Here is a 25,651-nt window from a genome sequence, read left to right as displayed (position 1 = left end):
CTGCACCAAGCTTTTCCTCCGAGCTATCAGTATCCGAGCGCCTCGCCAGAGGCCGCGCGGCTGTCGATGGCGCCGTTGTAGCGCGCGCCGCCGCCCTTCTCGATTTCCGCCAGGCTCTTGCCGCCGACCAGGATGCCGGCCGCCTGCCCCCAGGTCTGGTCAGCGAGATCGAGGTGATATCCCATGCTGGCCAGCAGCTTTTCTGTGTCCGGCGACAGGCCGAACGGCTCGACATAAACCTTGTCGGGCAGCCATTGATGGTGGATGCGAGGCGCGTCGATCGCCTCCTGGATGTTCATGCCGTGGTCGATGACATTGACGATCGCTTCCAGCGTGATGGTGATGATGCGCGAACCACCCGGGCTGCCTATGACCATGAACGGCTTGCCGTCCTTGGCAACCACGGTCGGGCTCATCGACGACAGCGGCGTCTTCTTCGGCTGGATGGCGTTGGCCTCGCCCTGGACCAGGCCATAGAGGTTGGGCACGCCGGGTTTCTGGGTGAAATCGTCCATTTCGTTGTTGAGCAGGATGCCGGTGCCGTCGGCGACGACGCCGGCGCCGAAGGAGCCGTTCAGCGTGTAGGTGACCGCGACCGCGTTGCCTTCATCGTCGATGATCGAATAATGCGTCGTCTCCTTGCTCTCGCCAAAGCCCTTCGGCATCAGATCCTGCGACACGCCGGCCCGGAACGGATCGATCTTGTCGCGGATATCCCTGGCATAGGCTTTATCAAGCAATTTCGAGACCGGATTGTCGACGAAATCGGGATCGCCGAGCGCGGAATTGCGATCGACATAGGCGTAGCGCATCGCCTCGATCATGACGTGGACCGTCTCGGCAGAACCGGCACCGAGGTAGGATAAGGGATAGCCCTCCAGAACGTTGAGGATTTCGCAGATGATGACGCCGCCGGAGCTGGGCGGCGGCGAGGAGGTGATCTCGTAGCCGCGATAGGTGCAGGTCACGGGCTTGAGTTCGCGCACCGCATATTGCTTGAAATCCGGTTTGGCGAGAATGCCGCCCTTGGCGCCGCTCGCCTTGACGATGGCATCGGCGATGGCGCCTTTGTAAAAGGCATCCGTACCCTTTTCGGAAATGGCGGCGAGCGACGCCGCGAGGTCGGGCTGGACCAGCCGCTCGCCGATGCCATAGGGCTTGCCGTCGGGTTTCAGGAATATGGCGGCGGCCGCGGGGTCCTTCGCCAGCCTGTCGGCACTGCCGGCAAACGAGGCGGCGTCGCCCTGGTTGAGGATGAAGCCGTCCTTGGCATAGCCGATTGCCGGCGCCATCAGATCCTGCCGGGACAGTTTGCCGTATTTTTGGCGGGCCATCTCCAGACCGGCCACCGAACCCGGCACGCCGACCGCAAGATAACCGTCGAGACTCGCCCCCTTCACCGGGTTGCCGTCCTTGTCGAGATACATGGTTTTTGTCGCCGCCAGCGGCGCCCGCTCGCGGAAATCGAGAAAGGTCGATTTGCCGTCCTTGAAGCGGATGGTCATGAAGCCGCCGCCGCCGACATTGCCGGCATTGGGGTAGACGACCGCGAGCGCATAGCCGACGGCAACCGCCGCATCGACAGCATTGCCGCCCTTCTTCAAGACCTCGATGCCGACTTCGGACGCCAGATGCTGGGCCGTCACCACCATGCCGTGCTCGCCCTTGGCCGGTTGCGGGGAAGCGGCAAAGGCGCTCGTCAACGGCGCCAGGGCGAAGGTGATGCAAAGACTGGCGGCGATCAGTGTTCTGCGGGTGAGCGGCATGGCGGTTCTCCGGGCGGGGGGACGCCTAGAAAAGACCCTTGGGATGGGTTAGTCCAGCCAATAGTGATGGTTGGCGTTCCTTCACACCCCCCTCTGTCCTGCCGGACATCTCCCCCGCAAGGGGGGAGATTTGCAGCTTCAGCTGCGGCGCTCTTCCTGCATCGTTGGCGATTGGCGAAAGCAGAAATGACATCCGATCTCCCCCCTTGCGGGGGAGATGTCCAGCAGGACAGAGGGGGGTGCTCAAGTGCCGCCCTCTCTGTCGGATCGACGGAAAATCGAACTAAAGGCCTACACAATCCCGCCTGAACCGCCCGCAACCGCCGGGCGTTCGGCCGCGACTTTCGCCCGGTAGCCCGCCGCACGATACGCCGCGACCGGATCAATGGCGCCACCCGTCTTCAGCCGCGCCATGGCGAGGATCGGCTCGACATCGGTGCGGTAGGCGGCTTTCAGCGTCTGCGTCGCCATCAGCGCGTCGTTCAAGTCCTGAAAACCTTCCAGCGCCTTGCGGTCGACGAGCAGCGCCTGCGCATAGGCGCGCTGCACCTCGACCGCCGACAGCATCAGGCTTTCGATCGGATCGGTGACGTTGTGGCTCTGGTCGAGCATGTGGGCCGGGTCGAAACCCTCGGCGCCGGACAGTTCGGCATCGACCAGTTCGTTGAAGACGAGGAACAGCCGGTAGGGGTCGATCGAACCGGCATCGAGGTCGTCGTCGCCATATTTCGAATCGTTGAAGTGGAAGCCGCCGAGTTTCTTGAACTGGATCAGCCGCGACACGATCATCTCGATGTTGACATTGGGGGCATGGTGGCCGAGGTCGACGAGGCAGAACGCCTTGTCGCCCAACTCCTGCGCGATCATGTAGTTGGTGCCCCAGTCCTGCACGACGGTGGAGTAGAAGGCCGGCTCGTACATCTTGTGCTCGCTGAACAGTTTCCAGTCGGCGGGCAGTCCGGCGTAGACCTCTTTCATGGCGTCGAGATAGCGCTCGAACGCCCTGGCGAAATTGACCTGGCCTGGAAAGTTCGAACCGTCGCCGATCCACACCGTCAGCGCCTTGGAGGCGAGAGTCTTGCCGATCTCGATGCATTCGAGATTGTGCTCGACCGCTTGCCGGCGCGTCCCGGCATCGGCATGCGAGAGCGAGCCGAATTTGTAGGAGAGTTTCTGGTCCCTGGCATCGGAAAAGGTGTTGGAGTTCATGGCGTCGAAGCCGAGGCCAAAGCGCGAGGCGGCCTGTTTCAGCCGGTTCGGGTCGGCCTTGTCCCACGGAATGTGCAGGGAGACGGTCGGCGTCGCCTGCGTCAATTGCTGGATGACGGCGCAATCCTCGATCTTGTCGAAGATGTCGCGCGGCTCGCCGGCGCCGGGAAAGCGGGCAAAGCGCGTGCCGCCGGTGCCGACACCCCAGGACGGGATCGCCACCGCGAATTTCTCGACCTTGTCGCGGATGGCGTCGATGGCGATGCCGCGACGGTCGAGGCGTTCGCCGAGCGAGGCGTAGTCGCGCTCAAGGTTGACCTGGCGCGCGGCGTTGTCCTTGTCGACGAGGTCGGCGGAGATGATGGATTCGGACACTAAAGTTTCCTCCCAAGATGCAGCTTTACCCTCCCCCTCCTTGTGGGGAGGGTGGCCCGCAGGGCCGGGTGGGGGTACCCCCCGCCCCGGCAAGCACTCACCGCTTCGCGGCGACTGCCTGCCGACCCTCCCCACAAGGGGGAGGGTAAGAAATTATCGCGTAAAGCTCTGGGCGTTGCCCGCGTCGACATTGATGATGTTGCCGGTCGACTTGGCCGACATGTCGGACGCCAGGAAATAGATCGCTTCGGCGATGTCTTCCGGGAACACCGAGCGCTTCAGCATCGAACGCGAGCGATAGTGCTCCTCCAGATCGTCGGTCGACATCTTGTAGGCGGCGGCGCGCTGTTCCTTCCACTCGCCGGTCCAGATCTTCGAGCCGCGCAGCACCGCGTCCGGGTTGACGACATTGACCCTGATCTGCGCCTCCGCGCCCTCCAGCGCCAGGCAGCGGGCGAGATGGATCTCGGCGGCCTTGGCGGTGCAATAGGCGGCGGCGTTGGGCGATGCGGCAAGGCCGTTCTTGGAGGCGACGAAGACGACGTTGCCGCCAATCTTCTGCGCGCGGAACAGCCGGAACGCTTCCCGCGAGACCAGGAAATAACCGGTCGACAATATGTCCATGTTCTTGTTCCACAGCGCCAGCGTCGTCTCCTCGATCGGCGCCGAGGAGGCCAGCCCTGCATTCGACACCAGAATGTCGATGCCGCCGAACTCGACCGCCGTCTCGGCAAAGCCCGAAATGACCTGGTCCTCCGAGGTGACGTTGATCAATACCGGGCGGACGAAATCCTTGCCGTAGACTTTCGCCAGTTCGTCATTGGCGCTGGCCAGCGCTGTCTCGTCGATGTCGGCCAGCACCACGCAGGCGCCTTCGCGCAGCAGGCGGTTGGCCGTGGCGCGGCCGATGCCGCCGGCGCCACCGGTGACCAGCGCGATCTGGCCGGCAAGCGACTTCGGCTTCGGCATACGCTGCAGCTTCAGATCCTCGAGCAGCCAGTATTCGATGTCGAAGGCTTCCTGTGCGGGCAGGCCGACATAGGACGATACGGTGGAGGCGCCGCGCATGACGTTGATGGCGTTGACGTAGAATTCGCCCGAAATGCGCGCCGTCGCCTTGTCGCCGGCGAAGGTGAACATGCCGACGCCGGGCATCAGGTAGACGACGGCATTGGGATCGCGGATGGCGGGCGAGTCCGCATGCTTGCAGCTGTCGTAGTAGGCCTGGTAGCCGACGCGATATTCGGCGATGTCGTCGGCAAGGCGCGCGATGACCGCATCGACATCGGGTTTTGCCGGATCGAACTCGATGACCAGCGGGCGGATCTTGGTGCGCAGGAAATGGTCGGGGCACGACGTGCCGAGTGCCGCCAGCGGGCGCAGATCCCTGGAGTTGACGAATTCGAGCACAGCAGTGGAATCGTCGAAATGGCCTGTTTTGTGGCTCTTTTCCGAAATCAGGCCGCGAATCCTCGGCATCAGCTTTGCGGCAATCGCACGGCGCTCAGTGGCGTCGAGCGACTTGACCGCTTCACCGCCGAGGATAGCGACACCCTCGGAGCGGCGCTCGAACCATTCGATCGCCTGGTTGATCACCGAGATCGTCGTCTCGTAGCATTCCCTGGGGGTGTCGCCCCAGGTGAACAGGCCGTGGCTTTCCAGGATAACGCCTTTGGCGGCAGGATGTTCGAGGCAGAATTTTTCCAGCCACAGGCCGAGTTCGAAGCCCGGGCGCTTCCACGGCAACCAGCCAATGGCGTCGCCGAAGATTTCTTTGGTCAGCGCCTTCGAATCCTTTGCCGCGGCAATGGCGATGATGGCATCGGGATGCATGTGGTCGACAAAAGGCTTCGGCACGTAGGCATGCAACGGCGTGTCGATAGAGGCCGCGCGCGGATTGAGGTTGAAGGTGCAGTGCGGCAGGAAGCCGACCATTTCATCTTCGTGCTCGACGCCGCGATAGAGGCCTTTGAGCGCGCGCAGCTTGTCCATGTAGAGCGTGGCGAAGCCATCCAGCTTGATCGAGGCGCTGTCGCCGCCCGACCCCTTGACCCACAGCACTTCGACATCCTCGCCGGTGAGCGGGTCTCTCTGCCAGATCTTCGAGGACGTGTTGCCGCCGCCATAGTTGGTGACGCGCTTGTCCGAGCCAAGTGTGTTCGAGCGGTAGACCAGAAGTTCCGGCCCGCTCATCGCGTGAGCCTTGGCCTCATCCCACAGATTGGCGAGGCGCGCGCCGGTGCGCTTGTCGAGCATAAGAAATCCTCCCGAAGGCACGCAAAAGGCGCGGCCATTTGGTTCGAATTTCCACGGAAGCAGCCGGCTTGTCAATCACAAACGATCAAGATCGATCATATTGCACTGCACAATGAAATTATATGATCGGAAATGATTGACACTGCGCGTTTTGGGTGCCTAGATGCTCTGGCAGGGAGGAACCATGCACGAAAAAGAGCGCCACAGGATCATTCTATCCGCCGTCCAGGAAAAGCCTGTTGTGACGGTGCAAGAGATGGTCGACCTGACGGAGTCCTCCGAGGCGACGATCCGGCGCGATATCGCGGCTCTCCACGTCCAGAAGCGCCTGCGCCGCGTCCGCGGCGGCGCCGAGGCAATCTCGCCGCCGCAGTTCATCGGGCTGGCCGGCCGGCCCTTTTCCGTCAACGAAACGATCAACGCCTCGCAGAAGCGGGCAATCGCGCGTGAAGCGGTCGAACTGTGCAAGGACGGCGAACCGATCATCATCAATGGCGGCACCACCACCTTCCAGATGGTGCATTTCCTGACCGGCCGCCGGATGCCGATCTTCACCAACTCGTTTCCGATCGCCGAGCATCTGCTCAAGCACTCCAAGAACACGGTGATGCTGTCGGGCGGCACCATCTATCGCGAGCAGAACATCATCCTGTCTCCCTTCGACAATGACGTGACGCGCAATTTCTATGCGCGCCGCATGTTCATGGGCGCGCAGGGGCTGGGGCCGCTTGGCCTGATGGAAGGCGATCCGCTTTTGATCCAGGCGGAGCAGAAGCTGATCGACCAGGCCGACGAGTTGGTGGTGCTGGTCGATTCCTCAAAATTCCGCAAACGCTCCAGCCTGATCCTGTGCGGCCTGTCGCGCATCGCCACCGTCATCACCGATGACGGCATCGAGGATCGCGAAGCCAAGATGCTGGAAACCGCCGGCGTGACGCTGATCGTCGCCCGCACATCCGCAACCAACAAGGAAGAATCTTCACTGCAGGCCTGAGGCCAACTCGCGCTCGCAGCGGCGATGGAATGCAACGCTCAAGGGAGGAAATTCGATGAGCTTCTTGAAGAAATTGATGGTGACGGCTGCATTCTCAGCCGCCATGTTCGTGAATGCCGCCTATGCCGAGAACGTCAAGATCGCGTTGGTGGTGAAGTCGCTCGGCAACGGCTTCTTCGATGCCGCCAACAAGGGCGCCGAAGAGGCGGCCAAGGAACTCGGCGATGTCGACATCATCTACACCGGCCCGACCAAGGCGACCGCCGAAGCGCAGATCGAAGTGGTCAATTCGCTGATCGCGCAGAAGGTCAACGCCATCGCCATTTCGGCCAATGACGCCGACGCGCTGGTACCGGTGCTGAAGAAGGCCATGGAACGCGGCATCACCGTCATCTCCTGGGATTCGGGCGTCGCCAAGGAAGGCCGCCAGCTTCACCTCAACCCGTCCGACACCGGCCTGATCGGCGAGACCATCATCAAGCTTGCCGCCGATTACCTGCCGGAAGGCGGCGAAGTCGCCATCCTGTCGGCCTCCTCGACCGCGACCAACCAGAACGCCTGGATCGATGCGGCCAAGAAGATCCTGCCGGAGAAGTTCCCCAAGATCAAACTTGTCGCCACCGTCTATGGCGATGACGATTCGGCCAAGAGCACTGATGAGGCCAAGGGCCTGTTGAAGTCCTATCCGAACCTCAAGGCGATCATAGCGCCGACCACCGTCGGCGTCGTTGCCGCCGCCCAGGTCGTCACCGATGAGAACTTGATCGGCAAGGTCAATGTCACCGGCCTGGCGCTGCCGTCCGAGTTCAAGAAGTTTATCGACAACGGTTCCAGCCAGGCGGTTGCGCTGTGGAATCCGATCGACCTCGGCTACTCGGCCGTCTACCTCGCCCATGATCTGGCGGTGAAGAAGGAAGAGGCGAAGCCCGGCGCCACGCTGTCGATCGGCCGCGTCGGCAAGGTCACGCTCGACGACACCAACTCGGCTGCGATGGCTCCGCCGTTCCAGTTCGACAAGTCGAACATCGAGAAGTTCTCCAAGATTTATTGATCTGGAGCGCTCTCAAGCTGTCGCGGCGGAGCTCACGTCCCGCCGCGACTTTAAACGGACCTTGTTTCAGGGCTTGATACGACTATGGACACGACAGCCCAACCCGGCACGGTGAAGGAGCAGCCTCTAGCCTCGGCTCCACGCCTGACGCTGTCCGGCATCTCCAAGAGCTTTCCCGGCGTGCGCGCGCTGCACAATGTCAGCCTGTCGCTCTACCCCGGCCAGGTGACGGCGCTGATCGGCGAAAACGGCGCCGGCAAGTCGACGCTGGTCAAGATCATGACCGGCATCTACCAGCCCGACGAGGGTACCATCAGCATCGACGGCCAGGCAGTCACCCTGCCCAGCGCGCATGCCGCCTTCGGCTATGGCGTTACTGCCATCCATCAGGAAACCGTGCTGTTCGACGATTTGACGGTCGCCGAAAACATCTTTCTCGGCCACGCGCCGCGCACGCGTTTGCGCACCATCGACTGGCGCACGATGCGCAAAAATGCGCGCGAAGTGCTCGACACCATGCATGCCGGCCATATCGACGCCGATGCGCGCCTGAAGGACCTCGGCATCGCCAACAAGCATCTGGTCGCCGTCGCGCGCGCCATGTCGATCGACGCGCAGATCGTCATCATGGACGAGCCGACCGCCGCGCTTTCGATGAAGGAGATCGAGGAGCTCTTTTTGCTGATCGAGTTCCTCAAGAGCGACGGCAAGGCGATCCTGTTCATCAGCCACAAGTTCGACGAGATCTACCGTATCGCCGACCGCTACACGGTGTTCCGCGATGGCGAGATGGTCGGCGAAGGCCTGATCAAGGATGCCGGCCAGAGCCAGATCGTGCGCCTGATGGTTGGCCGCGCGGTCGATCACATCTTCCCGCAGCGCAAGGCCGAGATCGGCGCGCCGGTGCTCTCCGTTTCCGGCCTGTCGCATCCGACCGAATTCAACGATATCGGCTTCGAATTGCACAAGGGCGAGATCCTCGGCTTCTACGGCCTGGTCGGCGCCGGCCGCAGCGAGGTGATGCAGGCGATATCTGGCATCACCCGCACATCAGCCGGCACGATCACGCTGGAAGGCAAGACGCTCGCGCCGAAATCGGCTGCGGATTCGATCGATGCCGGCATCGTCTACGTGCCGGAGGAACGCGGCAAGCAAGGCGTGGTGATCGGCCTGCCGATCTTCCAGAACGTCTCGCTGCCTTCGCTCAAGCGCACATCCAAGTCAGGCCTGCTGCGGCTGTCGGAGGAGTTTTCGCTCGCCCGCTCCTACACCGAGCGGCTCGACCTCAGGGCCTCCTCGCTCAGCCAGGACGTCGGCACGCTGTCGGGCGGCAACCAGCAGAAGATCGTCATCGCCAAATGGCTGGCGACGTCGCCCAAGGTGATCATCCTCGACGAGCCGACCAAGGGCATCGACATCGGCTCGAAGGCCGCCGTGCACGGCTTCATGGCCGAGTTGGTGGCGCAAGGCCTGTCGGTGATCATGGTGTCATCCGAACTGCCCGAAATCCTCGGCATGTCCGACCGCGTCGTCGTCATGCGTGAAGGCCTTGTCGCGGCGGTCTACGACAACAAGGGGCTGGACGCCGAGACGCTGGTCAGGACGGCAGCGGGGATCGCGGCATGAGAGCTTTCTTGAAATACCGTGAAATCTGGCTGCTCGCGGCCATCGTCGTGCTGATCGGGCTGATCTCGACGCGCTTCCCGGCCTTTGCCGACCCCGGCAATCTGCGCCAGGTGTTCAACGACACCTCGATCCTGATGATCCTGGCGCTGGGCCAGATGGTGGTCATCCTGACCCGGTCGATCGATCTGTCGATGGCGTCCAATCTCTGCTTCACCGGCATGGTGGTGGCGATGCTGAACGCCGCGCATCCGGCAATCCCCATCCCGCTGCTGATCGTCATTGCGCTGGCCGTCGGCCTGGTGCTCGGCGCCATCAACGGCCTTTTGGTCTGGCGGCTGAACATCCCCTCGATCGTGGTGACTTTGGGCACGCTGACCATCTATCGCGGCGCCACCTTCGTGCTGTCCGGCGGTGCCTGGGTCAATGCCGACAAGATGAGCCCGGAATTCATCGGCTTTCAGCGCGCAGCCTTCATCGGCATTCCGGTGCTGTCGTGGATCGCCATCCTGGTCATCGCGCTGTTCTTCGTTTTGATGACGCGCACCGCGCTCGGCCGCTCGATCTACGCCATCGGGGTCAACCCGACGGCTTCCGTCTATGCCGGCATCGATGTCGGCCGCACGAAATTCATCGTCTTCTGCATCTCCGGCATGATCGGCGGCCTGTCAGGCTATCTCTGGATCTCGCGCTATGTGATTGCGTCGGTCGAGGTCGCCAACGGCTATGAGCTCAACATCATCGCCGCCTGCGTCATCGGCGGCATTTCCATCGCCGGCGGCATCGGTTCGGTCGGCGGCGCGGTGCTCGGTGCGCTGTTCCTCGGCATCATCTCCAACGCGCTGCCGGTCATCAACATCTCGCCCTTCTGGCAGATGGCGATTTCGGGCAGCGCCATCATTCTGGCCGTCGTGCTCAACGCGCGCGGCGAACGCCAGCAAGGCCGCATCATCCTGAGAAAGGTGGAGGCGGGGACATGACCGACATCCCTGCCCCGCGCCACATTCCCGACCGGCTCGACAAGCCGCTTCGTTCGGCGATCTTTTCCTGGGAAGCGCTGCTGGTCGTCGTGGCCGTCGCCATCTTCGCCATCAACAGCTTCGCCTCGCCCTATTTCCTCGATCCCTACTCGCTGTCCGATCTGACCTTCAATTTCACCGAGAAGGGCCTGATCGCCTTCGCCATGGCGTTGCTGATCATTTCGGGCGAGATCGACCTGTCGGTGGCCGCCATCATCGCGCTGGCGTCGACCATGATGGGCATGGCGGTGCAGGCCGGCGCCGGCACGCCGGTGCTGGTGGCGATCGGCATCGTCGTCGGGCTCGGCTGCGGCGCCTTCAACGGTCTGCTGGTGACAAGGCTCGGCCTGCCCTCCATCGTCGTCACCATCGGCACGATGAGCCTGTTTCGCGGCATCGCCTTCATCATCCTCGGCGACCAGGCCTACAAGGGCTATCCCTCAAACTTCGCCTTCTTCGGCCAGGGCTATGTCTGGTGGGTGGTGTCGTTCGAACTGGTGCTCTTCCTGATCGCGGCCGTCGTCTACTGGTTCCTTCTGCACCGCACGAGTTTCGGCCGCCGCGTCTTCGCCATCGGCAACAATCCGGTCGCTGCGCAATTTTCCGGCGTGCGCGTCGGCCGCACCAAGTTCATCCTGTTCTGCCTGACCGGGCTGATGTCGGGCATCGCCTCGGTGCTGATCACCTCCCGCCTCGGCTCGACACGGCCGTCGATCGCGCAAGGCTACGAGCTGGAAGTCATCACCATGGTGGTGCTCGGCGGCGTCAGCATCCTCGGTGGCGCCGGCAGCATTCTTGGCGTCGTGCTTGCAGCCTTCATCATGGGACTGGTGACCTTCGGGCTTGGCCTGCTCAACGTGCCCGGCATCGTCATGTCGATCTTCATCGGCCTGCTGCTGATCATCGTCATTGCCTTGCCGATCGTCTGGCGGCGACTCCGCGGAGGGCGTTGATGGCCGAAAAATACGCATTCAAGATGAAGCTCAAGCCCGGCATGAAGGCCGAGTACAAGAAGCGCCATGACGAAATCTGGCCGTCGCTGCTCGCGCTGCTGAAGCAGGCCGGCGTCTCCGACTATTCCATTCATCTCGATGAGGAGACCAATATCCTGTTCGGTGTGCTGTGGCGGCGAGACGACCACGGCATGGACGAATTGCCCAGGCATTCGGTGATGCAGCGCTGGTGGGCTGAAATGGCCGACATCATGGAAACCAGACCGGACAACGAGCCGGTGGCCGTGCCGCTGGAAACAATGTTCCACATGGCATGAGTGCTATGCGCCACATCGCCGTCATCGACATCGGCAAGACCAACGCCAAGGTGGCGCTGGTCGACCTCGCGACGTTGAGCGAGGTGGCGCTGCGCCGAATGGCCAATGCGCCGGTGCGACAGGCGCCCTACCCGCACCACGATGTCGAGGCCTTGTGGGCATTCATCCTCGAAAGCCTTGCCGGCCTCAACCACGAACAGCGCATCGACGCCATTTCGATCACCACCCACGGCGCGACCGGCGTGCTGGTCGACGCGGCGGGTGAACTGGTGCTGCCTGTGCTCGACTATGAGTTCGATGGCCCTGACAGGCTGGCAGCGGATTATGAAGCGATCCGCCCGCTCTTTTCCGAGACCGGCACGCCGCGCCTGCCGCTCGGCCTCAATCTCGGTGCGCAATTCTTCTGGCAGCAGAAAAGCTTCCCGGCCGAATTCGCCAGGGCCGCCGCGATGCTGATGTACCCGCAATACTGGGCGTTGCGCCTGACCGGCATCGCCGCCAACGAAGTTACCTCGCTCGGCTGCCACACCGACCTGTGGAACCCATGGACGGCGGATTTTTCATCGTTGGTCGACAGCCTGGACTGGCGGAGCCTGATGGCGCCGGTGCGGCCGGCCAGGGATCGTCTCGGCCCGATCCTGCCCACTGTTGCGGCGCGAACCGGACTCGATCCGCAAACACCGGTGTTCTGCGGCCTGCATGATTCCAACGCCTCGCTGCTGCCGCATCTGCTGTCCGACAAACCACCTTTCTCCGTCGTCTCGACCGGCACCTGGGTGGTGTCGATGGCGGTCGGCGGCAAACAGATTGCGCTGGATGCCACGCGCGACACGCTGGTCAATGTCAACGCACTCGGCAATCCCGTTCCCTCTGCGCGCTTCATGGGCGGCCGCGAGTTTTCCGTGCTGACCAAGGACCAGCCGGAGCAGTGGACTGAAGATGATGTCGGCGCCGTGTTGGGGCGAAAGATGCTGCTGCTGCCGTCGACCCAGCAAGGCTCGGGCCCATTCCCGCACCATGTCGCAATATGGCTTGATGCCGAGGGCCTGAACAGCGGCCAGCGCTTTGCCGCCATCTCGTTCTATCTGGCGTTGATGACGGCGACCTGCCTCGACTTGATCGGCGCGGACGGTCCGACCACGGTCGAAGGCCCCTTTGCCCGTAACCGGCTCTTTGTCGGCATGCTGGCGGCAGCCACGGCGCGCGCCGTGGTTGCGTCCGAGGCCGCCACCGGCACCAGCATCGGCGCGGCGCTGCTGGCATCCGATCAGCCGGCGACGCACGGCAAGGGCGAAAGAATAGAACCGCCTGTAGACCCGGCCTGGGTTGATTATGCCAGCGCATGGCGCGCGGCAGTGGACGTGCAGGGCTGATCAAAGAATCCGCTTGCCGAAGGCCGACATGACGAAGTTGACCGCGTCGGTGCCGATCCGCGGCTCCAGATCCGCCGTCAGGCCCGACACATCCATCGACAGTAGCCCGCCGGAGAGTGCGATCGCCTCCATCGCCTGATGCGTCTCGCGCACGGTCAGCCCGCCGGAGCCCGCAGCCCAGCCGGCGAATTCGGTCGCGGTCGGCGAATAGCTGACGTGAAAGCCTTGCGTACCAGAGGTGGCGATGCGTATCGCCTCATGCATCAGGTCGCGCATGCCCAGGGCGTCAATATCGGTCATGGTGAATGCCGACACGCGCGAATCCTTCAGCACCCGCGCTTCGGCCGGATCGGCGTGACGCAAGCCGACGATGACGACATTTTCCGGCGACAGCTGCGGCTGCAGCGCACCCGCCTTGTGGTCGAGGCCGAGAGTACGCGCCAGCACCGAGCCTTCCGGCAGGTCGATGCCGTCCTCGTCCTCGGGCATCAGGGCGGCGATCGAATCGATCCAGATCAGGCCGAAAGAATGTGTCGCGCGCGCCGTCGCGGTCAGCGCCTTGTGGGCGATGCGCCGGTCTGCGCCTGCGATGAGCCGGACCAGCCCCGATGGCGGCCTCTCGACATCGGCGAGTTCCACGACGTCGAAGTTCATCGCTTCCAGCCGGGCGCCGGTGCCTTCCCGGGCCAGGATGCCGGCAGCTCCCTGCCCGGCCGTGATCTGCACCATCTTGCGACCGGAAAAATCCTCGACGTCATGCATCGGGGCCTTCTCGACATATTCCGAAGTCATTGCCAAAAGCATGGCGCCATAGCTCATGCGGAAGGCGACGCGGTCGCCGACGGAGGGCCTTGGATCGGCATCGGCGACGTCGAGCAGCAGATGATCGCTGGAGGCGCCGAGCACCCGTATCCCCCTGGCGATCGGCGTCAGCCCCTCGACCAGCACGTCCTCGCGGCCGATATTGGCGATGGCGCGCAGCCTGTCGCCCTCGTCGGGGAAGACCGGCTGGTTGCCGAAGGCGTCATAGCCGGATTGGCCGATCGGCCGTGACGGCTTGAGCTTGACCTCGATGATGTCGCTGGTCAGCCGGCAGGCATCGGGTTCGAGCTCCGCCCACGGCGTGTCGCGGAAGGTCTCGACGCCGCCTTGCAGGATCGCCTCGCCGACCCGCAGATTGTTGATGCCGGCCGGCAGTCTGCCTTCGAGCAGCAGCGGCAGCGACGACGAGGCACCGCCGGAGATCACGTCGAGGCTTCTGCCGGACAGGCGCTCGGTCTTGTAGGCATGGGCGACGAGCTGGCCGAGATTTTCCGGCGTCGGCATGATGGCGCCGAAACAGCCGAGATTGGTGCCGATGCCGGCAATGCGAACGCCCTTGAACTGCAGTATCTGCTCGACCGTCGGAATAAGGTCATTTGGCCAGATGCCTTCGCGCAGATCGCCGAGATCGATCATCAGCATGATGTCGTGGACACGGCCCATGCGCTCGGCGATGCGCGAAATCTCGCGGATGGTGGCGAGTTCCGACTGCAGGCTGATGTCGACGGTGCGTACCACCTCCTCAACCCGCGCCATCGGCGGGCTGCGCAACAGCATGATCGGCGCGTTGATGCCGCTGTCGCGCAGCCGGCGGATGTTCTCGAAGCGCGATTCGGCGATGCCGGCGACACCGCCGCGCAGCATGGCGCGCGCCACTTGCGGCATGCCGCAAGTGCCCTTGGTGACGCCGAATACTTTTATGCCCGACAGCGCGCAACGCTCGACGATCGTGCGCGCATTGCGCTCGATGCGGCCAAGGTCGATGGCGACTTGCGGCCCCGACATTTCTAGCCTCCGTAAACCAGCCCCTGCGGGTCGATCTCCGGCTTGCGGCCGGCAACGAGGTCGGCAAGGAATTTGCCGGAGCCGCAGGCCATGGTCCAGCCGACATGGCCGTGGCCGGTGTCGAGATAGAGGTTCTTGTAGCGCGCCTGGCCGATGACCGGCACCGAGTTGGGCATCATCGGCCGCAGGCCCGCCCAGAACACAGCCTTCTTCTCGTCGAAGGCACCCGGGAAAAGATCCTTGCCGGTGCTGATGATCGTCTTGAAATCGGCGGGCTTGAAAGTTCGATCGAAGCCGGTGAATTCAGCCGTCGAGGACATCCGCAAGCGGCTGCCCAGCCTGGAATAGCCGATCAGCCGGTCCTCGTCGGCGCCGCCCATGGTCGGTCCCTTGCTTTCGTCCTCCAAGGGAATCGTCGCGGTATAGCCTTTTACCGGATAGACAGGCAGGTCGATGCCGTAGCGGCGCCCGAGCAGGCCGCTCTCCGGTCCCATCGAGATGACCACGGCATCGCCAGCGACCGGGCCGGCCGACGTCATCACCGCGCGCACATGATCGCCCTCGATGTCGAGGCCTTCGACTGTCGTTGCGAACAGGAATTTGACGCCGAGCTTCTCGGCAGCATAGGCGGCCAGCCTGTCGACAAACTGCTTGGAATCTCCGGTCTGGTCGGTTGGCGAATAGACGCCACCGGCAATCTTGTCCTTGACGCCGGCAAGGCCTGGTTCCAGCTCGACCAGCCGGTCGCGGCCGACGATTTCGATCGGCAGGCCGTGCTTGGCAAGATAACGATAATTGTCGGTACCGGTGTCGAGGCTCTTTTGCGAGCGGAAGAAATAGAGAATGCCCTTCTTGCGCTCGTCGTAGTGGATGCCGGTCGCTTCCGAAAGCGCATTGATGCAGTCGCGCGAATAGAGCGCGAGCCTGAGCTTGATGTCGGTGTTGGCGCGCAGGCGCGCCACCGTGCACTGGCGCAGGAAACGCAGGCTCCAGGCGAGGAAATAGGGATCGAAGCGCAGCCTGACCTTGATGCCGAGATCATGGTTGTAGAGCCCGCGCAGGAAGGTCTTCAAAGCCGCCGGCGAGGCCCAGGCGGTGGCGTCACCCGGTGACACCAGGCCGGCGTTGGACTGGCTGGTGCCTTGTGCCGCCGCCGGATGGCGCTCGATCACTGTCACCTCATGGCCGTCGCTGGCCAGATAATAGGCGGCCGCCGTACCGACGACCCCGGCCCCGAGCACCGTTATTTTCATGCCATCCCCCAAGAGCTCCTCGCGGTGCGGCGCCTCCGCGCCTTGCCGCGAATGCCTTCAATAGCGCTTCACTGCCCGCCTTGCGAGCCCTTGGGAGAACCCGGCTCAGCCGCGCGCGGAGTTCTTGCCGGTCAGGATGCGCTCCCAGGCGAGCGCGTCGGCGACGATCTGGTCGAGATCGTCGCGTTGCGGGGTCCAGCCGAGCTCGGCGCGGGCGAGATCCGAATTGGCGACCACCGCCGCGGCGTCGCCAGGGCGACGGTCGCCCATCTTCACCTCGAAATCACGGCCAAAGGCGCGGCGCACGCTGTCGATGACCTCGAGCACCGAATAGCCATGGCTGTAGCCGCAATTGGCGACGAGGCTGGTGCCCCCGGCGCGCAGCCGCTGCAGGGCCAGGCGATGCGCCGCCGCCAGGTCGCTGACATGGATGTAGTCGCGCATGCAGGTGCCGTCCGGCGTCGGATAATCGGTGCCGAACACCTGCATGAACGGCCGCTTGCCAAGTGCCGTCTCGCAGGCAACCTTGATCAGATGAGTGGCGCCCGGCGTCGACTGGCCGGTGCGGCCCTTCGGGTCGGCGCCGGCGACGTTGAAGTAGCGCAGCGCGGTATAGCGCAGGCCATGCGCGATCGACGCGTCGCGCAGCATCCACTCACTCATCAGCTTGGACAGGCCATAGGGCGATTCCGGCGACAGGCGGGCGTCCTCGCGCACCGGCTCCAGGCCGGCTCCGCCATAGACGGCGGCGGTCGAGGAAAAGATGAAATTGGGCACGCCTTCGCGCACCGCGGTTTCGATCAGCGTGCGCGTCTTCGAGGTGTTGTTCTCATAGTAGCTGAGCGGGTCGGCGACCGATTCCGGAACCACGATCGAGCCGGCGAAATGAATGATCGCGTCGACCTTGTTCTCCCTGATGACCCCGCCGACCAATTCCCTGTCGGCAACATCACCGACAACCAGCCTTGCCTCGGGCGCCACTGCCCATTCGAAACCGGTGGAAAGACGGTCGAGAACGACCACGCTTTCGCCGGCATCCAGCAGCTCCCAGACCATATGGCTGCCGATGTAACCGGCGCCGCCTGTAACCAAAACCGTCATCCGCGTCCTCGCTTATCCAAGATTTATCGGAAACTGTCTCAACCCCCGCTCTACTGGAAAGCCCGCCGCATGACCATTGGAACCCGTGGTAACCGGCCTCGCCGGCCAGTGGCATTGTCCTGAAACAAAGTTGATCCACATCAAGGGAATAGGCCACGATCCGTGGTCGTTAGGAACAGGTCCGGGGCGTGGCATTTTGACCAAAAAGGCCAGGTGGACGACCAACAGGCCAATGATTATGATCCCGCGCAAAGATTGGGAAGTCGACATGAACTATCAGCGGTTCTTCGAGGAAGCGATCGACCAGCTCCATGCCGAGCGTCGCTACCGCGTTTTCGCCGACCTGGAGCGGATCGCGGGCAAGTTCCCGCGCGCCATCTGGCGTTCCAATGGCCGCGCCGAGGAAATCACCGTCTGGTGCTCCAACGACTATCTTGGCATGGGCCAGCATCCCGACGTCATCGCCGCTTTCCAGAATACGGCAGGCAAGATGGGTTCGGGCGCCGGCGGCACCCGGAACATTTCCGGCACCTCGAACCCGCTGGTCGAGCTCGAGGTGGAGCTTGCCGACCTGCACGACAAGGAAGCGGCACTGGTCTTCACCTCCGGTTTCGTCTCCAACGAAGCCTCGATCTCGACCATCGCGAAGCTTTTGCCCAACTGCCTGATCATCTCGGACGAATTGAACCACGCCTCGATGATCGAAGGCGTGCGGCGTTCCGGCGCCGAGAAGAAGATCTTCCGCCACAACGATGTGGCGCATCTGGAAAGCCTTTTGCAGGCGGCGGGGCGCGAACGCGCCAAGCTGATCGTCTTCGAAAGCGTCTATTCGATGGATGGCGACATCGCGCCGATCAGAGAGATCGTCGAGCTCGCCGAGCGCTACAACGCCATGACCTATATCGACGAGGTCCATGCCGTCGGCATGTACGGGCCGCGCGGCGGCGGCATCACCGAGCGCGAAGGCCTGGCCGACCGCATCGACATCATCGAAGGCACGCTGGCCAAGGCATTCGGCACGCTGGGCGGCTATATCACCGGCACCAGCGCCGTGATCGACGCCGTGCGTTCCTATGCGCCGGGCTTCATCTTCACCACGGCACTGCCGCCGGCGATCGCGGCTGCCGCGACCGCGTCGATCCGCCATCTCAAGCGCTCGCAGGCCGAGCGCGACGCCCAGCAGCAGCAGGCGAGCCGAACCAAGCAGATCCTGTCGGCCGCCGGCCTGCCGGTGATGGACTCGCCGACCCACATCGTGCCGCTGCTGGTCGGCGATCCCGAGGCCTGCAAGATGGCCAGCGACCGCCTGCTCGGCGTGCACGGCATTTACATCCAGCCGATCAACTACCCGACCGTGCCGCGCGGCACCGAGCGGCTGCGCATCACGCCGACGCCGTTCCATTCCGATGCGCTGATCGCCGAATTGCAGGATGCGCTGGTCGAGACCTGGGATGCGCTCGGCATCCCCTATGGCTCCGCCGGGCGGCCTTCGGTGGCCAAGAGCGACCGCATCATTCCCCTGCTGGTGCCCAAGTCGGGCGGCTGAATCCCGTTGCTGGTTGCGCCTGTCGATTGCTTCCAACGCCGCGACGCTCCGACGTCACGGCATGGATCCTAGGGTCTCCGCGGCGTCGCTTCGCGACTGCTACGCCCTAGGATGACGAAGCGTGGGGGCTTCTGGCTAGTCACAGAGATGGAGTTTGGCATCGTAGCAATGGCCGACCTTCGAGGTTGGCCGAGGCATCTTTCTCTTCGTCATCCTAGGGCGGAGCAAGGAGCGAAGCGACGCGGCGCAGACCCTAGGATCCATGCCGTTACTGCGGCCGAAGAGTGAGGCGGTCCAGAATCTTCAAACGCGCGGCTTTCCTGTCCAGCCCAATCCTCAAATAGCCTTCATCCAATTTGCCAGCCGGTGTGCCGCTTCCTCGACCTGGTCGAGGCGGCGGTGGAAACACAACCGCAAAAACGCCTCGCCACCGGGGCCGAAAGCGGTGCCTGGCGCCAGGCCGACATTGGCCTTGTCGACAATGTCGAAGGCAGCGGTGCGTGAATCGGTGATGCCGTCGACAGTGAAAAACAGATAGAACGCGCCCTGCGGCACCGTGAACCGGGCGCGGCCGGTGGCGCCGAGAATGCCGCAGACAAGGTCGCGCGCCTTGCGCGCCCGCTCCACCTGTTCGGCAACGAAGGCGTCGCCCCCATCAAGGGCGGCGGCCGCGCCGCGCTGCATGAACTGGGCGACGCCGGAGTTCGAATACTGGATCAGGTTCTCGAACACCTGCTGCAAGCTCGGATGCGTCTTGATCCAGCCGACGCGCCAGCCGGTCATCGCCCAGTTCTTGGAGAAGGAGTTGACGTACAGGATGCGGTCTTCCGCCGACGCGATGTCGAGGAAGGACGGCGCGCGGCCATGGCCATAGTGGAAAAGCGAATAGATCTCGTCCGCGATGATCCAGAGGTTTTTCGCGCGCGCCAGATCGAGGATGGCCTGCAAGGTCTCATGATCGGCGGTCCAGCCGGTCGGATTCGACGGCGTGTTGATGAACAGCGCCTTTGTGCGTGGCGTGATCGAAGCCGCGATCTTCTCGACGTCGCAGGACCAGCCATTGCCGGAATGATCGAGCGTGACCGCGACTGGAACGGCTCCCGCTATCGCTGCTGCGGCATCGAAATTCGGCCAGGCCGGCGACAGATAAACCACCTCGTCGCCGGCGCCGGCGAGCGCGTCGAGCGCCAGCTGGATGGCATGCATGCCGGAGCCGGTGACGATGAATTCTTCCTCCGGGAAGGTCTTGCCGAAATGCCTGGCATAGTAGCGGGAGAGCGCCTGCCTGAGATCGGGGATGCCCCTTTGCCAAGTGTAGAATGTCTCGCCGCCGGCCAACGCCTTCGACGCGGCATCGGTGATGAAGGCTGGCGTCGGCAGGTCGCCCTCGCCGGCCCAGAGCGGAATCATGCCTTCGCGCAGGCGGCCGTAATTGACGACGGCGACAATGCCGCTTTCGGGTGCCGCACGGGCCTCGGTGCGCAAGCTGTCGATCAGGGTCATTGGCGGGTCCGTTTTGGTCAGCGGTTTTCGTCAGCGGTCCATACCAGATGCGAAAACAGAAAACCCCGGCCGCGAACGACCGGGGTTTTGGTCCAGCAAATGCTGCCCGTGGTCAGCGCCTGGCGAGCAGATCGCGAATTTCAGTGAGCAGCGCGACGTCGGCTGGCGGCGGAGCGGCCGGAGCAGCGGGCTTCTCGCGCTCAAGCCGCCTGCGCATGTTGTTCACCGCCTTGACCATCAGGAAGATGATGAACGCGAGAATGAGGAAGTTCAGCGCCACGGTGATGAAGCTGCCATAGGCAAAGACCGCGCCCTGCTTCTTGGCATCGGCCAGCGAGGTCGCGTTGACGGCTGAGGACAATCCGAAGAAATAGTTGTTGAAGTCCAATCCGCCGAAAATCGCACCGACGATCGGCATGATGATGTCGTTGACAAGGGAATCGACGATCTTGCCGAAGGCCGCGCCGATGATGACGCCGACCGCAAGGTCCATCACATTGCCCTTGGAAATGAATTCCTGGAATTCTTTCAGCATTCGACCCTCCTTGTCGTGACTGGCCAAGCTGCCGTTTCCGTCCTTGCGGCATCGACCTGAGGCAACATAACAAAAACCTCCGGTTGCAACATCGATAAAAGGGAGAAAACAACCGCTTTCTTCTTACCTGACGGCACCTTGCTTGTACTGTCTGAATATCGCGGTCGCGATCATGCTTCCAAAGCCGCAATGGACTCGGACGCCAAGCTGTGGTTGCGTCCGGGCAAGCCGGATAAAACGCGGCAGAGGAGGAAAGTCCAGGCGTGCAGGGCTTGTTCATCGTCATCATCGCGGTCGCCTATGTGACGCTGCTGTTTGCCATCGCCAGCCTCGGCGACCGCCGCTCGGCCATTTCAGGGCCGAGCCGGGGGCGGCCTTTCATCTACGCACTTAGCCTCGCGATCTACTGCACATCCTGGACTTTCTTCGGCTCGGTCGGCCTCTCTTCCGAACGCGGCCTCGAATTCCTCGGCATCTATACGGGCCCGGTGCTCGTCTTCGTGTTCGGCTTCCCGCTGCTCAACCGCATCGTGCGGCTGGCCAAGACCGAGAAGATCACCTCGATCGCGGATTTCCTCGGCGCACGCTACGGCAAGAGTTTCACCGTCGCGGCGATCGCCACGCTGATCGCCACCATCGGCGCGGTGCCCTATATCGCACTGCAGTTGAAGGCGATCTCCGGTTCGGTCAGCCTGATGGTCGAGCACTATACGGGATCGCCGCCTTCGTTCGATCCCTTCGTCAGCGACATCTCTCTGGTCGTCGCCATGCTCCTGGCGCTGTTCGCGGTGCTGTTTGGAACCCGTCACGCCGACGCCACCGAACACCAGGACGGGCTGGTGCTGGCGGTGGCGGTCGAAACCGTCGTCAAGCTCGCCGCCTTCCTGGCGATCGGCCTGATGGTCACCTTCCTGATCTTCGGCGGCCCGGGCGACATGTTCGACAAGCTCGCCGAGAACGCGCAGGTCCGACATGCGATGAGCTACAACACCTCGCTCGCCACCTGGCTGGTGCTGACGTGCCTCAGCGGTTTTGCCATCATCATGCTGCCGCGGCAGTTCTACGTCACCATCGTCGAGAACCGCGGCGAGGCCGAACTGCGCACCGCGACATGGGTGTTTCCGCTCTACCTCGTGGCGATCAACCTGTTCGTACTGCCGATCGCCTTCGCCGGCCTTTCGCTGGTCGGCACCGGAACCAGCAGCGATCTCTACGTGCTGTCGCTGCCCCTGTTCAGCGGCCATGATTTGCTGGCGATGGCGGCTTTCATCGGCGGCCTGTCGGCGGCGACGGCGATGGTGATCGTCGAAAGCGTGGCGCTGTCGATCATGATCTCCAACGACCTCGTCATTCCGCTGTTCGTGCGCCGCCTGCTCAAGACCTCGACCTCCGAGACGGAGGACTGGTCGACGCTGATCCTCAATGTGCGGCGCGGGGCGATCTTCATCCTCTTGTTCATCGCCTTCCTCTATTATCGCGAGAGCACCGACAGCGCGCGGCTGTCGTCGATCGGCCTGATGTCGTTCGCGGCCATCGCGCAGTTCGCGCCCGCCCTGATCGGCGGGCTGATCTGGCGCGGCGCCAATGGCCGGGGTGCGGCACTTGGCATGGTCGCCGGCATCCTCGTCTGGGGCTACACGCTGCTGTTTCCATCGCTTGCCGCCCCTGATACCGGCATCATCGTGCACGGGCTGTTCGGCTTCGAGGCGCTGCGGCCGCAGGCATTGTTCGGCACCGTCGCCGAACCGCTGAACCACGGCGTGCTGTGGAGCCTGTCGCTCAACGCGGTGTTCTTCGTGCTCGGCTCGCTGTCGCGCGCATCGGTGCCGCTGGAACGCATCCAGGCGTCGATCTTCGTGCCGCGCGATGCCGGCCCGATGCCAAGCCTGCGCCGCTTCCGCACCGCCATCACCGTCAACGACCTGAAGGACACGATCGGGCGCTATCTCGGCGTCGAGCGCACCGAGCGCTCTTTCCAGTCGTTCGAAAAGACCAACGGAGCCTCGCTGCACGGCAACGAGCAGGCGAGCATGGACGTCATCCGCTTCTCCGAGCAATTGCTGGCCAGCGCCGTCGGTTCCTCCTCGGCGCGGCTGATCCTGTCGCTGCTGTTTCGGCGCCACGACCGCGAATCCAGGGATGCCTTCCGCTTGCTCGACGACGCCACCGAGGCGCTGCAGCACAACCGCGACCTGTTGCAGATCGCGCTCGACCAAATGGAACAGGGCATCACCGTCTTCGATCGCGATTTCCGCCTGATCTGCTGGAACCGCCAGTACCGGGCGCTGTTCGACCTGCCCGACGAGATGGGCCAGGTCGGCGTCTCGCTCGACCGCATCCTGCGCCATCTCGCCGAACGCGGCGACATCCCTGCCGATCAGCGCGTGGCCATGCTCAACCGGCTGACCAGTTTCGTCAGCCCGTGGCAGATGGAGCTGAAAACCTCGGGCCGCATCCTGGAACTCCGCTCCAACCCGATGCCGGACGGCGGCATTGTCGCCACCTATGCCGACATTTCCGGGCGCGTGGAACAGGATCTGGCCCTGAAGCGTGCCAATGAATCGCTGGAGCAGCGCGTCAAGACCCGCACCATCGAACTGACCCGGGTCAACGAGGAGCTGGCGCAGGCGCAGATGCTGGCCGAGGAGGCCAATCTCGGCAAGACGCGCTTCCTCGCCGCCGCCGGCCACGACATCCTGCAGCCGCTGAACGCCGCCCGGCTCTATTGCTCCTCGCTGATCGAGAAGGCCGGCAAGGGGCCTGCCGGCAAGGCGGCCGTCAACATCGAATCCTCGCTGGAATCGGTCGAGACGATTCTCGGCGCCGTGCTCGACATCTCCCGCCTCGATGCCGGCGCAATGAAGCCGGACGATACCGCCTTCAACCTCGACGGATTGCTGCGCCAGATCGGCAACGACTTCCGGCCGCTCGCCGCCGAAAAGAAGCTCGCGCTGACCATCATGCCGTCATCGCTGACAGTGACGACCGACCGCAATCTGCTGCGCCGCCTGATCCAGAACCTCGTTTCCAACGCCATCAAATACACGCGCCACGGCCGCGTGCTGGTTGGCGTCAGGCGGCGCGGCGAACTGGCCGAGATCCAAGTGATCGACACCGGCATCGGCATCGCCGGCGACAAGCTGAACACCGTCTTTCGCGAATTCACCCGGCTCGACGAGGGCGCGCGCGAGGCCGAAGGCCTCGGTCTCGGCCTCTCCATCGTCGACCGCATCGCCCGGGTGCTGCGCCTGGAGATCCGGATCTTTTCCACCCCTGGCAAGGGCACGCGCTTCTCCGTCATCCTGCCCGTGGCGGCCGTGCAGGAGCCGCGGCGCGAGATCGAAACCAGGGCTCCTGCCCGCGCGACGGCTTCGCTGGCCGGGCTGCACGTGCTGTGCATCGACAACGACGCCCGCATCCTCGAAGGCATGCGGCTCCTGCTCGAAGGCTGGGGTTGCAACGTCGACACCGTGGCCGGTTCAAAGGATCTGGAGACCGCGAAGATACACCGCCCGGACATCGTTCTTGCCGACTACCATCTCGACGGCGAAACCGGTCTCGAACTCGTCGTCAGGCTGCGCGCGATCCATGGCGACAACCTGCCGGCCGTGCTGGTCACAGCCGACCGCTCCAACGAGGTGCGCACGGCCGCCGGCGGGCTCGAGATTGCGGTGATCAACAAACCGCTCAAACCAGCGGTACTGCGCTCGATGATGGCCAGGGTCAGGCCGCTGGCACCGGCGGCCGAATAGCATCAAAGGCGCCCGGTCTCAGCCCTGGTGTCCGAGGGTGGCGTCCTAGAGCATTTCACCGTTTCACGGAAACGGCGTTCTGCTCTAACTCTTTGTTTTAACGCAATTCTAGACGGAAAACCGCTTCACACTTTTCCTAGAATTGCTCTAGGCCAGGCCGTCGACCATCTGGGAACTGCGGAACCGGGGCCGTCCGGCATCGCCCGCCACAGGCGGACGATGCTCGCGAAAGGCCATTGCAAGCGTCCTCAGCGCCTCGCGGGACTTGGCGTCCGTCAGCGTCGAAAGCAGCACGATCTCGGAAGGCGGCAGCGCCGGAAGCCCGAATTTCCGGCTGACCTCGATGGTGCCGGATGGGGCAAGCCGGCAGGAAAATACCGAGGCTGCGAGGCCGGCCGAGACGGCCTCCGCGACGGCGAAGGAGCCGCAGCCGAGGAACACCTCCGTCCACGGTATTCCGACAGCGTCGAGCGCGCGGGTCGTGATGTTGCGGATACCGCAGGATGGCGAGGATGCCGCCAGGCGCAGCGGCTCGTCGGCCCGGTGGATGAAGTCGGGCGCGGCGTACCAGCCGAAATGTTCGGGCGCCAGCACTTCACCATCGCGCCGGTCGTCCTCCCGGCGGATGATCGCCGCGTCGATCTCACCGCGATCGAAAGCGTCCAGCAGGTCGTGTGAATCATCGAGCCGCACTTCGATGGTGAGCGCCGGGTCATGCGCGTTGAGCCGCGCCAGCAATGTCGGGACTTCCGCGCCTCCGACATGGGTGGCGATGCCCAGTGTGAAGCGGCGGCGCACCGAAGACAGGCTGGCAATGGCGCGATCGTGTGCCGCGAGGAAGTCGCGTGCGGGCTGGAGAAACACCGCGCCCTGCGCCGACAAGCGCACCAGCCGAGGCGTGCGCTCGATCAATTTCTGGCCGACGCGCTCTTCCAGCCGCTTCAGCTTCACGCTGATCGCCCCTTGCGTGCTGCCAAGAGCCTCGGCCGCCCGCGTAAAGCTCTGAAGATCGGCGATGGCGACGAATGTTTTCACAGCGTCTACGTCCAGCGTCATGTCAGCTATCCGCACTTGTTGTCTCTGAAATAGCCAACCATGCAATTCTAAAATGATCAAGCCTCGCCTACCCTGGGCCATACGCGCGCCGGGCGAGCTGCAATGGATTCGCCGATTGCCGACAAATACGTTCGAAAGGTTG

Annotated in this window: 18 protein-coding genes; 9 read left to right on the top strand and 9 right to left on the bottom strand. The window is 63.6% G+C overall.

Going from position 1 to position 25,651, the window contains the following annotated elements; genetic code table 11:
• Positions 1 to 26: 26 nt before the first annotated feature.
• The 3 genes from ggt to NKJ11_RS01400 form a co-directional block, all read right to left on the bottom strand.
• Positions 27 to 1,766: a gamma-glutamyltransferase gene (gene ggt / locus NKJ11_RS01410; protein WP_352792528.1), complete on the bottom strand. Its 1,740-nt coding sequence runs from the start codon at positions 1,764 to 1,766 to the stop codon at positions 27 to 29.
• 291 nt (positions 1,767 to 2,057) lie between these two features.
• Positions 2,058 to 3,350, bottom strand: a complete 1,293-nt coding sequence (gene rhaI, locus NKJ11_RS01405) for an L-rhamnose catabolism isomerase (protein ID WP_352792527.1) — start codon at positions 3,348 to 3,350, stop codon at positions 2,058 to 2,060.
• A gap of 153 nt (positions 3,351 to 3,503) precedes the next feature.
• Positions 3,504 to 5,606, bottom strand: a complete 2,103-nt coding sequence (locus NKJ11_RS01400; protein WP_128305240.1) for a bifunctional rhamnulose-1-phosphate aldolase/short-chain dehydrogenase — start codon at positions 5,604 to 5,606, stop codon at positions 3,504 to 3,506.
• A 184-nt stretch (positions 5,607 to 5,790) separates the two neighbouring features.
• Here NKJ11_RS01400 and NKJ11_RS01395 point away from each other — a divergent pair, with 184 nt between their 5' ends.
• The 7 genes from NKJ11_RS01395 to NKJ11_RS01365 all read left to right on the top strand — a co-directional run bounded on the left by NKJ11_RS01395 (position 5,791) and on the right by NKJ11_RS01365 (position 12,936).
• Positions 5,791 to 6,600 (top strand): DeoR/GlpR family DNA-binding transcription regulator, encoded by an 810-nt coding sequence (locus NKJ11_RS01395; protein ID WP_023813909.1) that lies wholly within the window; start codon positions 5,791 to 5,793, stop codon positions 6,598 to 6,600.
• 55 nt (positions 6,601 to 6,655) lie between these two features.
• Positions 6,656 to 7,651: a rhamnose ABC transporter substrate-binding protein gene (gene rhaS, locus NKJ11_RS01390; protein WP_023813908.1), complete on the top strand. Its 996-nt coding sequence runs from the start codon at positions 6,656 to 6,658 to the stop codon at positions 7,649 to 7,651.
• An 84-nt stretch (positions 7,652 to 7,735) separates the two neighbouring features.
• The gene (locus NKJ11_RS01385) at positions 7,736 to 9,277 is read left to right on the top strand and encodes a sugar ABC transporter ATP-binding protein (protein WP_128305242.1); all 1,542 of its coding nucleotides are present in this window, start codon (positions 7,736 to 7,738) and stop codon (positions 9,275 to 9,277) included.
• The gene (locus tag NKJ11_RS01380; protein WP_023813906.1) at positions 9,274 to 10,254 is read left to right on the top strand and encodes an ABC transporter permease; all 981 of its coding nucleotides are present in this window, start codon (positions 9,274 to 9,276) and stop codon (positions 10,252 to 10,254) included. Before NKJ11_RS01385 ends, NKJ11_RS01380 begins: the two co-directional genes overlap by 4 nt.
• A complete protein-coding gene (locus NKJ11_RS01375; RefSeq protein WP_023813905.1) occupies positions 10,251 to 11,246 on the top strand; it encodes an ABC transporter permease in 996 nt (331 codons plus the stop codon). The genes NKJ11_RS01380 and NKJ11_RS01375 overlap by 4 nt, the downstream gene beginning before the upstream one ends.
• Entirely contained in the window at positions 11,246 to 11,563 is a 318-nt protein-coding gene (rhaM, locus tag NKJ11_RS01370) for an L-rhamnose mutarotase (RefSeq protein WP_023813904.1), read from the top strand. The genes NKJ11_RS01375 and rhaM overlap by 1 nt, the downstream gene beginning before the upstream one ends.
• Positions 11,560 to 12,936 (top strand): FGGY-family carbohydrate kinase, encoded by a 1,377-nt coding sequence (locus NKJ11_RS01365; protein ID WP_128305245.1) that lies wholly within the window; start codon positions 11,560 to 11,562, stop codon positions 12,934 to 12,936. The genes rhaM and NKJ11_RS01365 overlap by 4 nt, the downstream gene beginning before the upstream one ends.
• Here NKJ11_RS01365 and NKJ11_RS01360 read toward each other — a convergent pair whose 3' ends face one another.
• The 3 genes from NKJ11_RS01360 to galE all read right to left on the bottom strand — a co-directional run bounded on the left by NKJ11_RS01360 (position 12,937) and on the right by galE (position 17,117).
• Complete coding sequence (locus tag NKJ11_RS01360; RefSeq protein WP_352792526.1) at positions 12,937 to 14,763, bottom strand: alanine racemase; 1,827 nt, start codon at positions 14,761 to 14,763, stop codon at positions 12,937 to 12,939. It lies immediately after the preceding gene.
• A 2-nt stretch (positions 14,764 to 14,765) separates the two neighbouring features.
• The gene (locus tag NKJ11_RS01355) at positions 14,766 to 16,016 is read right to left on the bottom strand and encodes a D-amino acid dehydrogenase (RefSeq protein WP_352792525.1); all 1,251 of its coding nucleotides are present in this window, start codon (positions 16,014 to 16,016) and stop codon (positions 14,766 to 14,768) included.
• Positions 16,017 to 16,121: 105 nt separating this feature from the next.
• A complete protein-coding gene (gene galE / locus NKJ11_RS01350; RefSeq protein WP_352774590.1) occupies positions 16,122 to 17,117 on the bottom strand; it encodes a UDP-glucose 4-epimerase GalE in 996 nt (331 codons plus the stop codon).
• Between the two features lie 268 nt (positions 17,118 to 17,385).
• Here galE and hemA point away from each other — a divergent pair, with 268 nt between their 5' ends.
• Entirely contained in the window at positions 17,386 to 18,663 is a 1,278-nt protein-coding gene (gene hemA, locus NKJ11_RS01345) for a 5-aminolevulinate synthase (RefSeq protein ID WP_127297829.1), read from the top strand.
• A gap of 336 nt (positions 18,664 to 18,999) precedes the next feature.
• Here the strand turns inward: hemA and NKJ11_RS01340 are convergent, their stop codons facing one another.
• On the bottom strand, positions 19,000 to 20,166 hold the full coding sequence (locus NKJ11_RS01340) for a pyridoxal phosphate-dependent aminotransferase (RefSeq protein ID WP_352792524.1): 1,167 nt from the start codon (positions 20,164 to 20,166) through the stop codon (positions 19,000 to 19,002).
• Between the two features lie 112 nt (positions 20,167 to 20,278).
• Positions 20,279 to 20,701 (bottom strand): large conductance mechanosensitive channel protein MscL, encoded by a 423-nt coding sequence (gene mscL / locus NKJ11_RS01335; protein WP_023813897.1) that lies wholly within the window; start codon positions 20,699 to 20,701, stop codon positions 20,279 to 20,281.
• A gap of 263 nt (positions 20,702 to 20,964) precedes the next feature.
• Between mscL and NKJ11_RS01330 the strand changes: the two genes are divergently transcribed.
• A complete protein-coding gene (locus NKJ11_RS01330; RefSeq protein ID WP_352554085.1) occupies positions 20,965 to 24,453 on the top strand; it encodes a PAS domain-containing hybrid sensor histidine kinase/response regulator in 3,489 nt (1,162 codons plus the stop codon).
• 147 nt (positions 24,454 to 24,600) lie between these two features.
• Here the strand turns inward: NKJ11_RS01330 and NKJ11_RS01325 are convergent, their stop codons facing one another.
• Positions 24,601 to 25,509 (bottom strand): LysR family transcriptional regulator, encoded by a 909-nt coding sequence (locus NKJ11_RS01325; RefSeq protein WP_352792523.1) that lies wholly within the window; start codon positions 25,507 to 25,509, stop codon positions 24,601 to 24,603.
• Positions 25,510 to 25,651 lie beyond the last annotated feature (142 nt).

The organism is Mesorhizobium sp. M0243 (assembly GCF_040321775.1).
Taxonomy (GTDB): domain Bacteria; phylum Pseudomonadota; class Alphaproteobacteria; order Rhizobiales; family Rhizobiaceae; genus Mesorhizobium.
Note: the sequence above shows the minus strand (reverse complement) of the source record. Positions and strands in the feature narration are given on the sequence as shown.